Origin of the sequence: Actinocorallia longicatena, from assembly GCF_039534125.1 — a bacterium.
Classification (GTDB): domain Bacteria; phylum Actinomycetota; class Actinomycetes; order Streptosporangiales; family Streptosporangiaceae; genus Actinocorallia; species Actinocorallia longicatena.
Genome location: NZ_BAAAUV010000013.1, coordinates 20,094 through 34,265, shown reverse-complemented (window position 1 = coordinate 34,265; position 14,172 = coordinate 20,094). Strand labels below are relative to the sequence as shown.

The following is a 14,172-nucleotide window of genomic DNA, read 5'->3' as shown; positions in this document are numbered from 1 at the left end:
TACAGCAACTGGGGGAGCGACCGGTGCACCTCGTGGGACGTCCTGACACGTACGCAGGCACGTTGAGCAGGGCTGAACAGTTACCAATGCTCGGAAGCGGTGCCTTGTAAACAGCAGGTCATCGGTTCGAATCCGATACGGGGCTCCCAGCTCAAAGGCCCCTAGCATGATCGCTAAGGGCCTTCGTGCTAACGGATGTGCTAACAGCGCTACCGTTCCCCGCTCTCTTCCGGGTCGAGCCGGCGGGCGAAGACGCGGTGTCGGGGTGGGTCGGCTGGCCCAGCCGGTCATGAAGACGTGATGGCCGTTCTTCCGGTCGGGTCTCGATCGTTTCCAGGGCCCGGCCGTCTCTCGTGCGGCTAGCGCATCGTTCGCCACATGCGCTGGGTCATCTCGTATTCGACCTCGCCCAGGTGTGCGTCGGGCAATGGCTCGTCGAACGTCGGGTGGTAGGTGCGTACGTACCTCATGCCGATGGCCTCCAGCACTCTTCGGGAGCCGAGGTTGGCGGTCATGGTCTGGGCGATGACGCGGGACTGTCCGATGGTGTCGAAAGCGTGCCGCAGCAAGGCTCGGGATGCCTCGCTCGCCAGGCCCCGGCCCCAGTGGCGGCGGAGGAGACGGTAGCCCAGGTCGCAGACGGCCGGGTCGTCGGGCTGGTCCGGGCCGTGGGCTGGGGGCAGCATCAGCAAGCCCACGAACTCGCCCTCTTCGCCGGCTTCGGAGAGGTGAGCGATCCAGAATCCCAGACCGTCCACCTTTTCGGCCATGGTCAGCCGACGCCGGTGTGAGGCGGCCGCCTCGTCCGAGGTCGGCGTCCTGGTGCTGAGGAAGCGCAGAACCTCGGGATCCGAGTAGAGGTGGATCTCCGCCTCGAGATGCCGTTCCGCAAGCGGCGACAGCAGTAGGCGTTCGGTACGCAAGATCGGCTGAGGCATGGGAACACCGTCCCACGGCCGCTTCGGAGACACGACCGCTTTCTGCCCGATCCGCCCTCACTCCGCACGGTGCCGGAGTTCCGATCCCTTGCCGAACCCGACCATCGCGACCATGCCGTGACCAGCAGCCCGCCGCCAGCCGTCCTTCGCGGGAGTCGAGGGGGCTCGCGCTGATCGTCGTGGACGAGTGGCTCGAAGAGGGGAAGGGCCCTCAGCCCCGTCGGCTTCCGGGCGGTCGGGGGGGATAACCGCCTGGGAACTCCTTCGGGCCCTTCCTGCTCTTCTTGCTCCGGCGGGGGCGCCGTGGTCCGAGAGGGCGGCCCGGGTCGCCGGTGGGCCGGTGAGTTTCGGCCCGAATCATTCAGCTGTGGAAGGGGGTGGTCACGCAAGAGTGGCTGGCGCGGGTGTGCGCATTGCGGATAGAAACTTCGTGAGGCGAACAGGAGGCTCCTCGCCGGTGGAGGTGTCCGTGGAGTCCGGGGCGGATCCTGGAACGGGCGGGGTGCGGGTGCGGCGGCAGGCGTCGGAGCTGCACGGCATGGCCGCGGTGCTGGAGCTCATCAGCCGCCGGTACGCCGAGGCGCGGTCGCGGCTGGTGGGGGCGGCCGGGGGGCTGGTGCTGCGGTCGGAGACGGCTTCGGCGTCGCGGACGGGGGCCGGGCCCGGTGAGGATCTGCTGGCGGACTCCCTGGATCTTCAGGCGCACATCCGGCTCGACGCCGGGCCGTTTCCCCGGTACACCGTGGTGTGCCTGCACGAGGGGCGGTACGCCGTCGGGCGCGGGGGCGGGCTGCGGCACGTCGCACGGGGGCAGTCGGTGCTGTTCGTGCCCGGTGCGCGGGTCACGACGATCTGCGACCAGGTCAGGTACCAGGTGGTCGGCTTTCCCGCGGGGACGGTCGGGCCGATCGCGGGCAGGCTCGGGGTGGACGCCGCCGACCTGCGGTTCGAGGGGACGCGGCCGGTATCGGCGGCGATGAACCGGCACTGGCGGGCCACGTCGGCCTACCTCTTCCGCAGTTTCGCCGGGCCCGATCCGCCGGTCGGGCATCCGCTGATCCTGGCGGGGGTGCTGGAGGCCGTGGCGTCGGCCGTGCTCGTGGTGTTCCCCAACACCACGATGAGGCGCGACCACCTGGCGGGCCCCGGCCGGACGGCTCCCGCCACGGTCAGGAGGGCGGTGGCCTTCATCGACGCCCACGCCGCCGAGCCGATCACGCTGGAGGGCATCGCCGCGGCCGCGGGCATCAGCGTGCGGGGGCTTCAGGCGGCCTTCGCCCGTCACCGCGACACCACTCCCAGCGGCTATCTGCGGCGCGTCCGGCTCGAAGGCGCGCATCGCGATCTTCAGGCGGCCGATCCCACACGCGGTGACACCGTCGCGGAGATCGCGCGGCGCTGGGGGTTCCCCCATCCGGGACGGTTCTCCGCCGTCTACCGTGACGCTTTCGGCCGTCCCCCCAAGCGCACCCTGCACACGTGAAGGAGGCGAGGGCCACGGAGACCACGGAGACCGAGTGCGTCGGGATCGACGCCGTCGAGGACTTCCTCAGCACCTCGTACGGCACGAGCGTGCGGATCCGCCACCGTGACGGCCGCGCCGACCTGCGCGCCCGCCGCACGTCCGCGGGGACGTTCTCCCTGGACGCCTTCAGGCAGACCGTCGACCTGAGCCTCGACGTCGAGCCGCTGAACGCCGTCGTGGTCTCCATGCCGACGGACGCGCGGGTGGACCGCCGCTCGTCCGACGGGGAGGGCCGCTACGGACCCGGCGACGTCCTCCTCGTCGCCAATCCCGACCGGCCCTACAGGGTGCGCTGCCTGCCCGGCGGACTGGTCAACATCACCCTCGACCGGTCCGTGCTCGACCAGGTCGCCGAGGGTGCCCCCGCACGCCGGCCAGCACCGATCCGCTTCACCGGCCTCGACCCGGTCAGCCCGGCCGCGGCCGCCCACTGGCGGAGCACCCGCCTCTATCTCGCCGGCCTCCTGGACGATCCCGAAGCCGCCTCCTCGCCGCTGCTGCTGGCCGGGGCCGCCCAGCTGCTCGCCGCGACGACCCTGGCCACCTTCCCCAGCACCGCGCTGACCGTCCCGACCATCGAGGACCGTCACGACGCCTCCCCGATCACGCTGCGCCGCGCCGTCGCCTTCATCGAGGCCAACGCCGCCACCGCCGTCTCCGTGGCCGACATCGCCGCCGCCGCCCGGGTCAGCGTCCGCGCCGTCCAGCTCGTCTTCCGCCGCCATCTCGACACCACCCCTACGGCCTACCTGCGCCGTGTCCGCCTCGACCAGGTCCACCAGGCCCTGCTCGCCGCCGACCCCGCCGCCACCACGGTCGCCGCGATCGCCGCGGCCTGGGGTTTCGGCCATGGCGGCCGCTTCACCGACGCCTACCGCGCCGCCTTCGGCACCCTGCCCGCCGCAGCCCTCCGCCGCTGACCGAGCAGACGGAACGGCGGTCCGGGACGTCCTTATTCCCACTAAGCCTATACAAAAGGTCGGGTTAGTAGGCATACTGGCGCCGTTTGCCGCGTTCCAGTCAAGGAGTCCCTCATGCGCCGCATCGTCGCCCTCATCGGCATGCTCGCTCTCGCCGGCAGTCTCGGTGCCTGCGGAGGAGGTGAGAAAGACGGCGGCGACGCCAAGGAGCTGAAGGTCGGATATCAGCGGTTCGGCGGGCAGAGCCTGCTGAAGGCCAAGGGGCTGGCGAAGTCGGCCAAGTGGTCGCTGTTCGAGAGCGGGCCAGCGCTGACCGAGGCGCTCAAGGCCGGGGCGATCGACATCGGGCAGACCGGGGAGGCGCCGCCGATCTTCGCCGCCGCCGGGGGGACGAAGTTCAAGATCATCGCCACCTCGGCGCCGGTGCCCAAGGGGGAGGCGGTGCTGGTCAAGGAGAAGAGCGGGTTCACCTCCTTCAAGGACCTCAAGGGCAAGAAGGTCGCGCTCAACAAGGGGTCGAACGTCAACTGGCTGCTGGTGAAGCTGCTTGAGGCCAACGGGATGAAGATCGACGACATCCAGGTGCAGTACCTCAAGCCCGCCGAGGCGCGTCCCGCCTTCGACAACGGCCAGGTCGACGCCTGGATCATCTGGGACCCGTACTTCGCGCTCGCCGAGCAGCCGGGGGTGAAGGTCCTCGCCGACGCGACCGGCCTCGCCAACAACCGCGAGTACCTGCTGGTCTCGCCCGAGGCGCTCAAGAACAAGCCCGACCTGGTGCGCGAGTACCTGAAGCTCTATCGCGAGGTCACCGACTGGGGGATCGCCAACCCCGACGAGCGCGTCAAGCTGATCGCGCCCGAGCTGAAGATCCCCGAGGACGTCGCCCGCAACGCCCTGGCGCGCAGCGCGCAGCCGCTCGCACCCGTCGACGCCGCCATCGGCGACGAGATCCAGGAGATCGCGGACGGCTTCACCGAGCTCCAGCTCATCCCCGGCAAGGTCGACGTGAAGAGCCTCATCGACCCGACCTACGCGGACCTCTTGAAGTGAGGATCCGACCACGCCGGCTGATCACCCCGGTCGTGCTCGTCGCCGGATGGGAGGGCGCCGCGCAGGCCGGCGTCCTCCCGGAGGAGAAGCTGCCCGCGCCGAGCCTGGTCGCCGAGGCCGCCTGGCGGCTGACCCTGGACGGCTCCCTCGGCACGCACCTGCTCGAATCCGTCGAACGGGCCGTGATCGGGCTGCTGATCGGGGGCTCGCTGGCGCTCGTCCTCGGGGCCGTCGCGGGGCTGCTCCGCCTCGGGGACGATCTCGTCGACCCGCCCGTCCAGGCCGCCCGGATGCTGCCCCACCTCGGACTCGTCCCGCTGCTCATCATCTGGGTCGGCATCGGGGAGTCGCTGAAGATCGCGCTGGTGGCGCTGGGCGCGTTCTTCCCGATCTATCTCAACACCTATGCGGGCATCCGCGACATCGACGAGCGGCTCGTCGAGGCCGCCCGGACCTGCGGGCTGACCCCGTTCGAGCGGATCCGGCACGTCGTGCTGCCCGGCGCGATGCCGTCGCTGTTCCTCGGGCTGCGGCTGGCGTTCGCCGCCGGCTGGCTCAGCCTGGTCGTCGGGGAGCAGGTCAACGGGCAGAGCGGGCTCGGTTTCATGATGATGGAGGCCCGCGACTTCAGCCAGACGGAGATCGTCGTGCTGGGACTCGTCGTGTACGCGTCGCTCGGGCTGCTGTCCGACGTGGCGCTGCGCACCGCCGAAAGGAGAGTGCTGTCATGGCGTCGCGGCCTGAGGGCGTCGTAGCGGCGGCCGGGGTCCGCCGGGTGTTCGGCGGGACGACCGTCCTGGACGGGGTCGATCTGCGGATCGAGCAGGGCGAGGTCGTCGCGCTGCTCGGGGCCAGCGGGTCGGGCAAGAGCACGCTCCTGCGGATCCTGGCGGGGCTGGACGGGGAGGCGTCGGGGGAGTTCACGACGTCGGAGTCCAAGGCCGTCGTGTTCCAGGAGCACCGGCTGCTGCCGTGGAAGCGGGTGGCCGACAACGTCGCGCTCGGCGTCCGCGGCCGGGACGCGAAGGAACGGGCGGCGACGGTCCTCGACGAGGTCGGGCTGGCCGACCGGGGAGCGGCCTGGCCGTCGGAGCTGTCCGGCGGGCAGGCCCAGCGGGTGGCGTTCGCCCGCGCCCTCATCCGCGAGCCCGACCTGCTGCTGCTCGACGAGCCGTTCGGCGCGCTCGACGCGCTGACCCGGCTGAGGATGCAGTCGCTGTTCGGCAGGCTCCGGTCCAAGCACGGCTTCGCCGCCCTGCTCGTCACCCACGACGTCGACGAGGCCCTCCTGCTCTCCGACCGCCTCCTCGTCCTGGACGAGGGCCGCATCGCCGAGGAGATCAAGGTCGACCTCGGCCATCCCCGCGCCGTCGACGCCCCCGGCTTCGGCGACCTCCGCCGCCACCTCCTCGGCCTCCTCCACGTCCCCGCGGGCCCCGAGGAACTCTAGGCCGTCCGGCCACCGATCACGGACGTCGTCCGGCTGCCGGGAAGCCGGCGGGCCCCGCGCGATTCCGTCGCGTGCCGCGGAACCCACCGGCCGTTCACGGGAGGAGATCCCGCTAATAGAAACCATCGGGTGTCTATAGTCAAGGTCCGCTCCGCCCGATCGGCCGCATGCGGACACCCGCACGGGCCGTCAGACCCGGTGCGTCAAGGGATTCCGGGCGTTATTCCGCACGCCCGTGAGAGATCAGGCCCAGGGCGGGCGGTAGCGGTCGTCGTGGGGATCGGCGGCCTGGACGGCCCGCCAGGACTCCCCGGCCAGCGGGGTCGCGGCCTCCGGGTCGGTCGTCGTCGGGGCGGCCAGCACGGGTTCGCGTTCGCGCTCCGCGGGCCGCGGCGGGGGGACCGGATCGAGGTCGGGGCCGGGCGGGGCGGCGGAGGGCTTGCGGGAGCGCTTGCGGTAGGCGATGAACAGTCCGGACGTGAGCAGGACGCCCCCGCAGGCCAGCACCGCGAGCACGAAGGCCGACGACTGGCCGCCGCCCTCGCCGTCCCCCGCGGCATGGGTCGCCGGGGACGCGGTGGCGGTGGCCGTGGGCGTGACGGCCGGCGACGGCGGTGGCAGGGCGGGCCCGGCCTTGGCGAGCTTGTTGGCGGCCTTCAGGGCGGCGAAGGCGTCGATGACCCCGGTGCCGATCTGCTGGTCCCGGCCGCCGGGCGGACGGTGCGTGACGCCCTTCTCCAGGGCCAGCTTCACCTGCGCGGAGCTCAGGTCCGGATACCGGGCCTTGATCAGGGCGGCGATCCCGGCCACGAACGCCGCCGAGGCGCTCGTGCCGGTGTCGTTGGCGTACTGCGCCCGCGGCGCCGTCGTGACGATCGTGACGCCCGGAGCGGCGACCGACACGTAGTCGTGCCGGTTGGAGTCGGGCCACGGCTTCAGCGCGGCGTCGACCGCGCCCACCGCGACCACGCCCCGGTAGGCGGCGGGGAAGTTGCGCCTGTTCTGCCCGCTGCCGTCGTTGCCCATGGACGCCACCAGCACGACGCCCTTGGAGACGGCGTAGTCGATGGCCTCCTGCTCGACGGCGTTGCCGTTGTAGTAGGTCTTGCCGCCGCCCAGCGACATGTTGACGACCTTGGCCCCGTGGTCGACCGCGTAGCGGATGCCCCGGGCCATCGCGTTCTTGTTGAGATCGAGGAACTGCTTCTTGTGCCGGGCCGGGTCGTTGTTCTCCCAGGTCACCTTGATCGAAAGGATCTTGGAATTGGGGGCGACGCCCATGATGCCGTCGGCGCGGGCCAGGCCGTGGCCGCGTCCGGCGATGATCCCGGCCATCGCGGTGCCGTGCCGCGCCCAGTAGGCGCTGCCCTTGGGCGTGCTGTGCCCGGTGTAGTCGGGGCCGGTGATGACCTGGCCGCTGAGGTCGGGATGCCCCGCGTCGACGCCGGTGTCCAGGACCGCGACCGTCACGCCCGTGCCCTTGGAGTAGGCCCAGGACTTGGTGACGCCGAGGGCCTTCAGGGTCCACTGCATGTCGCGCATCTGGTCGGCGGAGGCGGCCTGCGGGGCGAGGATCAGGGGGACCGCGAGCGCGGTGATGAGCGTGACGCGCATCCGTCCTCCTTCACGACCTTGGCAGGCGAGTAGACATTCTGCCACGAAGGATCAGGGCACCTGATGCATCCCGTCAATCAGCCAGCATCCGGACGGTCACCGGGCGTTCTCGGCGTCCTCGAAGATCTCGCTGATCCGGGACGGGTCCATCGGGTCGTTCGCCATCGCGTCGGTGAAGCGGGTCAGCAGCCGGCAGAACTCGTTCCGCTCCTCCTCGGGCCAGTCGGCCATGAGCGCCTGGAGGTAGGCGTGCCGGTGCCGGTCGGCGGACTCCATCACGCGCTTTCCGGCGTCGGTGAGCTGGAGGTTGGCCCGCCTGGCGTCCGCCACGGACGGCCGCCGTGACACGAATCCGGCGTCGATGGCGTGCCCGACCAGCCGCGAGGCCGTCGAGGGGTCGATCTCGAGCCGTTCGGCGACGGCCCCCACGGTGACCTCGCCGCCGCCCTCGCCGAGCCGCGTCACCGCCGAGACGACCATCAGGTTCGACAGCTGCAGCGGCCGGGAGCCCGGAGTCTGCTCCCTGACCTTCCGCATGAGGTCCGGCCGAGCCCACACCCTGCGCAGATGAAACAGCGCACGACCGATCTGCTCCAGCACGGGGTCGCTCATGACGGCCTCTCGTCAGGTTGATGCGTGCACCGTACAGATGTACGGTGCATATGACTCTTGTATGCAAGCTACACGTATCAGGGGTCCAGCACCAGAAGAAGGAGCCTTGTGGAAACCCCCCGACTGAGCAGACGGCAGAGGATGGTCATCATCTCCGGCCTCATGCTCGGCATGTTGCTGGCCGCGCTCGATCAGATGATCGTCTCGACCGCGCTGCCAACGATCGTCCGTGACCTCGACGGACTCGAGCACATCTCCTGGGTGGTCACCGCCTACCTGCTCGCCTCGACCGTCGCGATGCCCCTGTACGGGAAGCTCGGCGACCAGTTCGGGCGCAAGCCGGTCTTCGTCTTCGTCATCGTGGTCTTCCTCGTCGGCTCGATGCTGTGCGGGATGTCCCAGTCGATGACCCAGCTGATCATCTTCCGGGCCGTCCAGGGGCTCGGCGGCGGCGGGCTGATGCTCAGCGCGATGTCGATCGTCGCCGAGGTGGTGCCGCTGCGCGAGCGCGGCCGCTACCAGGGCCTGTTCGGCGCGATGTTCGGCCTCGCCTCCATCGCGGGGCCGCTGGTCGGGGGGTTCTTCACCGACCACCTGACCTGGCGCTGGATCTTCTACGTCAACCTGCCCATCGGCGCGGTCGCGCTGCTCGTCGCGATCTTCGGGCTGCATCTGCACAAGCCCGGTGGCAAGCCGAAGATCGACTACCTCGGCGCGCTCACCATCGCCGGGGCCGTCACCTGCGTCACCCTGTTCACGAGCTGGGGCGGCACCCAGTACGCCTGGGGCTCCTCGACGATCATCGGCCTCGCGATCGGCGGCGCCGTGCTGCTGGCGGTGTTCGCGTTCGTCGAGACCAGGGCGGCGGAGCCGATCATCCCGCTGCGGCTGTTCAGGTCGCGGACGTTCTCGACCTCCAGCGTGGTCAGCTTCTTCACCGGGTTCGCGATGTTCGGCTGCATGTCGTTCATCCCGCTGTTCCTGCAGATCGTCTCGGGGGCGTCCGCGACCAACTCGGGCCTGCTGACGCTGCCGCTCATGGTCGGCGTGCTGTCGACGTCCATCGTGTCGGGCCGGATCATCTCCAGGACCGGCCGCTACCGGATCTTCCCGATCCTCGGGACCTTCCTGGCCGGCGCGGGCATGGCGCTGCTGTCCACCATGGACGTGCACACCGGACGCGGCCAGGCGGGCCTGTACATGGTCGTGCTCGGCGCCGGGCTCGGCATGGTCATGCAGACCGTCGTGCTGGCGGTGCAGAACACGGTCGACCGCAAGGACCTCGGCTCCGGGACGTCCACGGTGACCTTCGCCCGCCAGGTCGGCGCGTCGTTCGGCGTCGCGGTCTTCGGGGCGATCTTCAACAATCGCCTGACCGAGGAGATCAGGTCCGTGATCCCGCCCGGCGGGAACCTGCCGAGCACCTCCTCCATCTCCCGCGAGGTGATCGACGCGCTGCCCGCCCCGGTCCGCGACGGCGTCCTGAACGCCTTCGCGGTCTCGCTCACGGACGTGTTCCGCTACGGCGTCCCGTTCATGGCGGTGGCGTTCCTGTGCGCGTTCCTCCTGCGCGAGGAGCCGCTGCGCGGCGCCCCCGGAGCCGAGGCCGAACCCGAACTCGTGAAAGCGGCGCATTAGTTCCCGGTTCGCCGTTCTCGCCCGCTTTTCGGCGGCGCTCGCGCACCATGCGGGCGCCGTCGCGGCGTGTTCGGACCGATCACCGGATGGCCATCAATCCGCAGGTCACGCGCTTGGAGAGCGGTGATAGTGCCACTGTTGTTAAAGAAGTGACGAAAGTTGCCGACGAGTCGCCGGGGATTACAGAAAAGGAGCGCCACTGGCGTTCGAATAACCGCGTAGAGGGACAAGCAGAACGGCGGGCGGGTGTCGTGGCGGCCCGCTAGAGTGAGGCCCGCCGAACCCGGACGACCGGGATCAGAAACCACCGAAAGGGACCTGATGAGTGCGGCGAACGCCCCGGACCCATCTCAGGTCGCCGAGGGCGACCAAGACGACCTGAGAGCCTTCCCCGGTGATCTGCTGAGCGATCGCGACCGGAGGATCCTCGCCTTCGAGCGACAGTGGTGGAAGCACGCGGGGGCCAAGGAGCAGGCCATCCGCGAGACCTTCGACATGTCGGCCACCCGGTACTACCAGTTGCTGAACATCGTCATCGACCGCCCCGAAGCCCTCGAGCACGACCCGATGCTGATCAAGCGGCTCCAGCGGGTCAGGGCGGAGCGGCAGCGCGTCCGCGCCGCCCGCAGGTACGGCTTCAACCCCTGAGCGAGGCTTCTCCTCGCTCTGTGTGATTGTTCACGGGTAAGCCCTCTCCCCCTGGTAAAGAGTGGGGAGTGACGATTCCCGATGTGCTGGCCCCCATCATTGACCACTCCGGCGAGGCGGTCATCGCCCTCGACTTCGACGGCACCCTCGCCCCGATCGTCGCGGACCCGGCAGCGGCCCGGGCCCATCCCCAGGCGGCCCCGGTGCTGCGGCGCCTGGCCCCGCACGTGCGTTCCCTCGTCATCATCACGGGCCGTCCGGCCCTGTCCGCCGTGGAGTACGGCGGCTTCGAGACGATCCCGAACCTGACCGTCCTCGGCCAGTACGGGCTCGAACGGTGGTCGGACGGCACCTACACCACGCCCGAGGAGCACCCGGGCGTCGCGGAGGCCCGCCGCAAGCTCCCCCTGATCCTCGAGCGCCAGCCCGCGGGCGTCCTCGTCGAGGACAAGGGCCACGCCCTGGCCGTCCACACCCGCCAGGCCGCCGAGCCGCAGGTCACGCTGGACCGCCTCCGCTCCATCGTCGACGCCCTGGCCGAGCGCACCGGCCTCCACGTGGAGCCGGGCCGCTTCGTGCTGGAGCTCCGCCCGCCCGGCGTCGACAAGGGCGCGGCGCTGACCGCCTACGCGCGGGAGACCAAGGCGGGAGCCCTCCTGGTGGCGGGCGACGACCTGGGCGACCTCGCCGCCTTCGCCGCCGCCGACGCGCTCGGCCTGCCCGCCCTCAAGGTCTGCTCCGGCTCCGACGAGGTCACCGCGCTGGCCGACCGGGCCGACATCGTCGTCGACGGTCCCGAGGGCGTCGTCGCCCTCCTCGCCGAGCTCGCCGGCGCCCTGGAGCACTGACCTCGGAAAGCGCTCGCCGACCGGCACAGCCCGGTGACGCACCCTGACAAGGCCTGTCAGGAGACGGTGCAGGTGGCCGTAAGCGGACTTTTTCCGGGTGAAAGGGGTGGGGCAGGGGTTTTCGCGAGTGGCGAGGGTCACTACGCTTCCGTGCGGTTGAGCGTGGAGGTGGGTCATGACGCAGCAGGGCGGCGGTCGACGGTCGGGGAACTTCCGATTCGAAGGTCCGCGGGGCGAGCGGGTGCCCCCTTCGCGGCGCAGCCACGAGCGGATGCAGGCCCGGGCGGAGCGGCGGAGGAAGACCAACCGGCGGGTGATGACCTTCGCTTTCGGCGCGGTCCCGTTGGCGGTGGCGCTCATCGCCGTGCTCGTCTTCTGGCCCTCGGGCGACGATTCCGCGCGGAACGCCCCGCGTTCGGCGCCGGTCTCCCCGGTGGCGGACGTGAAGGCCGGAGAGCCCCTGCGGGCCGGGTCGACCGACGGCTTCGACTACCAGTTCGCCGGGGTCAGGGCGGGCCTGTCCGGCCAGGTGCCGTGGGCCGAGTACACGGTGACCAACATGGGCTCTGACGAGGCACTTCTCGCGATGCCGGTCGATCTCTTCGTGGCCACGAGGGTGCTGCCCAAGGGCACTCCGTGCAATCTCACCGAGGGCGTCAGGGGGGCGTGCAGCCCCCGCAACAAGGCCAAGCTGATCGGCGCCGTCGGGGGCTCCCCGCAGCTCCGCAAGGAGGGCGCCGACTGGTATATGCCGCCCGGTTCCTCCTATCTCGTCCGGGTCACGGCGGCCGTTCCGATGAAGCAGGGCGTCGCCGCGGAGGACGTCTCGCTGTGGTTGTGGGCGAGCCGCTTCTACCGCGACCGCGTGGGGCATCCCGTCCCGTTTCCGAAATAAATTCGCAAATTGGCAAGTTGGTGCTGACTCGTCCTAAGGTTTCGGCCACAATCTTCGACCATGCGACAGAGCACACGGGGGACGTTCATGCCCGAGGCGGAACCGCTGAGACCGGGAGACCCTGGTCAGATCGGCCCGTTCAGGCTGATGGGACGGCTCGGCGAGGGCGGCCAGGGCGTCGTCTTCCAGGGCCTGTCCGAGAGCGGCGAGCCTGTCGCCGTCAAGCTGCTGCACACGCGCTTCACCGGAAACCCTCGCGCCAGGGGCGCCTTCGCCTACGAACTGGCGGCCGCCCAGAAGGTCGACCCGTTCTGCACCGCGCGCATCCTCGCCGCGGACGTCGAGGGCGACATCCCCTACATCGCCTCGGAGTACATCCACGGCCTGTCGCTGAAGCGGACCGTCGCCGAGTGGGGCCCGCGTGAGGGCAGCCAGCTCAACCGGCTCGCCATCGGCACCGCCACGGCGCTCGTCGCGATCCACAAGGCGGGGGTCGTGCACCGCGACTTCAAGCCGTCGAACGTGCTGCTCGGCCCCGACGGCCCCCGCGTCATCGACTTCGGCGTCGCCCGCGCCCTCGACCTGACGACCAGCAGCATCTCCAGCGGCGGCCCGGTCGGCACCCCCGCCTACATGGCGCCCGAGCAGTTCGCCCGCGCACCCGTCAGCACCGCGGTGGACGTGTTCGCCTGGGCCTCGACCCTGGTCTACGCCTCCTGCGGGCAGCCGCCCTTCGGCAACGACTCGATCTCGGTCGTCATCAACCGGATCCTCAACGAGCAGCCGGAGCTGGGCCGGCTCGCCGGAGGGCTGCGCGAGCTCGCCGCGGCCTGCCTGCACAAGAACCCGGCCGCCCGCCCCTCGGCCGACCAGCTCCTGCTCGACCTGATCGGCTCAGGCGCCTCCGCCGACGACCCCATCGGCTCGCAACCGTCCCGCGACCCCGGCTACCGAGGACGCGGCCGCCGGGCCAAGCCGGCACCGCCGAGCCCGTACGACTCCGGGGCGTCCCTGCCGGTCGAGCCGCGTCTCGGCCCCGCCGCGCCCCGCCCGGCCTTCGACCCCGGCACCGGCCCCTCCGCCGCCCGCTCCTTCGGCCAGGAACCCCCGCGCCCGGCGTTCGACCCCGGACGCGGCCCCGGCGAGAACACCTACGGACGCGGCCGGCGGCGCATGGAGGACCAGCCCACCGGCGGGCGGGCCCCGCACGACCCCTCCTTCGGCCCCGGCGGAGGCCGCCCGGCCGACCCCGGCTTCGGCTCCGGCAGGGCGGGGGGCCAGGGCCCGTTCGGTGACGGCGGCGCCCTCGGCGGCGGCCCCGAGGGCTCCTTCGGGACCGGGACCCATCCCGCGGTCTCCCGGCTCGAACTGCGGGCCATGCAGCGGGCCCGCAGGCGCAGGGCCACGACCAGGAACGGGACGTTCGCCGGGGTGGCCGGGCTCCTCGCCGTGGCCGGTCTCGCGGCGTTCCTGCTGTGGCCGGGCGGGGAGAAGACCGGCTCGACGCCCTCCGACCAGAAGACGGTCGTCAACACCGGCACCGCCACGTCCGCCGCGGCCCCGCCCGCGGGAACCCCGCTGAGCCTGACCAACACGGACCTGCACAGCTACACGATGGCCGCGGTCAAGGCGGGCGTCGAGGAGAACGACGGCAAGAAGTACCCCTACATCGAGTACGTGCTCACTAACGTGACCGCGCAGCCCGTCCCGATAGAGGAGGTCGGCGACCTGTTCGTGCGCACCGACCAGGTCGAGGACAAGAGCGTCGGCTGCATGGAGCAGGCCGGTGCGGACAAGGCCTTCTGCAGCGTCAAGAACCGCACCGTGGTCAAGGCCTACCTCGACAAGGCGGGCCCGCCGGTGATCGTCGACGGGGTGGAGGCCATGCCGGGCGGCGCGTCCTACCTGCTGCGCGTCAGCGGGGACCGTCCGGTCGAGGACGGCATCGACCCGGCCGAGGACCTGAAGCTCTACGTCTGGGACGTGCGGTTCTTCAAGGACCGCGAGGCCAGGGAGGTCGTCCTTCCCTGA

13 protein-coding genes are annotated in these 14,172 nt (G+C 70.9%); 10 read left to right on the top strand and 3 right to left on the bottom strand.

All coding sequences use genetic code 11. From position 1 onward, the window contains the following. Window positions 1–359: 359 nt before the first annotated feature. Window positions 360–938, bottom strand: coding sequence for a GNAT family N-acetyltransferase (locus ABD785_RS24225; protein ID WP_344832332.1), 579 nt, complete (start codon window positions 936–938; stop codon window positions 360–362). A gap of 430 nt (window positions 939–1,368) precedes the next feature. Between ABD785_RS24225 and ABD785_RS24220 the strand changes: the two genes are divergently transcribed. The 5 genes from ABD785_RS24220 (at window position 1,369) to ABD785_RS24200 (ending at window position 5,886) form a co-directional block, all read left to right on the top strand. Beyond that, complete coding sequence (locus tag ABD785_RS24220) at window positions 1,369–2,421, top strand: helix-turn-helix transcriptional regulator (RefSeq protein ID WP_344832329.1); 1,053 nt, start codon at window positions 1,369–1,371, stop codon at window positions 2,419–2,421. Then, window positions 2,418–3,383, top strand: a complete 966-nt coding sequence (locus ABD785_RS24215; RefSeq protein ID WP_344832327.1) for an AraC family transcriptional regulator — start codon at window positions 2,418–2,420, stop codon at window positions 3,381–3,383. The genes ABD785_RS24220 and ABD785_RS24215 overlap by 4 nt, the downstream gene beginning before the upstream one ends. A 114-nt stretch (window positions 3,384–3,497) precedes the next feature. Beyond that, window positions 3,498–4,436 carry an aliphatic sulfonate ABC transporter substrate-binding protein gene (locus ABD785_RS24210; protein WP_344832324.1) on the top strand — a complete coding sequence of 313 codons (939 nt, stop codon included), beginning with the start codon at window positions 3,498–3,500 and terminating at the stop codon, window positions 4,434–4,436. Beyond that, window positions 4,433–5,191 (top strand): ABC transporter permease, encoded by a 759-nt coding sequence (locus ABD785_RS24205; RefSeq protein WP_344832321.1) that lies wholly within the window; start codon window positions 4,433–4,435, stop codon window positions 5,189–5,191. Before ABD785_RS24210 ends, ABD785_RS24205 begins: the two co-directional genes overlap by 4 nt. Continuing rightward, window positions 5,164–5,886: an ABC transporter ATP-binding protein gene (locus ABD785_RS24200; RefSeq protein ID WP_344832318.1), complete on the top strand. Its 723-nt coding sequence runs from the start codon at window positions 5,164–5,166 to the stop codon at window positions 5,884–5,886. Before ABD785_RS24205 ends, ABD785_RS24200 begins: the two co-directional genes overlap by 28 nt. A 243-nt stretch (window positions 5,887–6,129) precedes the next feature. Here the strand turns inward: ABD785_RS24200 and ABD785_RS24195 are convergent, their stop codons facing one another. Both ABD785_RS24195 and ABD785_RS24190 read right to left on the bottom strand, forming a co-directional pair. Next, window positions 6,130–7,500 (bottom strand): S8 family peptidase, encoded by a 1,371-nt coding sequence (locus tag ABD785_RS24195; protein ID WP_344832315.1) that lies wholly within the window; start codon window positions 7,498–7,500, stop codon window positions 6,130–6,132. Between the two features lie 96 nt (window positions 7,501–7,596). Next, window positions 7,597–8,112 carry a MarR family winged helix-turn-helix transcriptional regulator gene (locus ABD785_RS24190; protein WP_344832313.1) on the bottom strand — a complete coding sequence of 172 codons (516 nt, stop codon included), beginning with the start codon at window positions 8,110–8,112 and terminating at the stop codon, window positions 7,597–7,599. A gap of 141 nt (window positions 8,113–8,253) precedes the next feature. Between ABD785_RS24190 and ABD785_RS24185 the strand changes: the two genes are divergently transcribed. The 5 genes from ABD785_RS24185 (at window position 8,254) to ABD785_RS24165 (ending at window position 14,172) form a co-directional block, all read left to right on the top strand. Further along, window positions 8,254–9,750, top strand: coding sequence for an MDR family MFS transporter (locus tag ABD785_RS24185; RefSeq protein WP_344832310.1), 1,497 nt, complete (start codon window positions 8,254–8,256; stop codon window positions 9,748–9,750). A 321-nt stretch (window positions 9,751–10,071) separates the two neighbouring features. Beyond that, the gene (locus ABD785_RS24180) at window positions 10,072–10,398 is read left to right on the top strand and encodes a DUF3263 domain-containing protein (RefSeq protein WP_344832308.1); all 327 of its coding nucleotides are present in this window, start codon (window positions 10,072–10,074) and stop codon (window positions 10,396–10,398) included. A 68-nt stretch (window positions 10,399–10,466) separates the two neighbouring features. Then, on the top strand, window positions 10,467–11,246 hold the full coding sequence (gene otsB, locus ABD785_RS24175) for a trehalose-phosphatase (RefSeq protein ID WP_425547814.1): 780 nt from the start codon (window positions 10,467–10,469) through the stop codon (window positions 11,244–11,246). 241 nt (window positions 11,247–11,487) lie between these two features. Further along, window positions 11,488–12,141, top strand: coding sequence for a hypothetical protein (locus ABD785_RS24170; RefSeq protein ID WP_344832306.1), 654 nt, complete (start codon window positions 11,488–11,490; stop codon window positions 12,139–12,141). 60 nt (window positions 12,142–12,201) lie between these two features. After that, window positions 12,202–14,172 (top strand): serine/threonine protein kinase, encoded by a 1,971-nt coding sequence (locus tag ABD785_RS24165; protein ID WP_344832303.1) that lies wholly within the window; start codon window positions 12,202–12,204, stop codon window positions 14,170–14,172.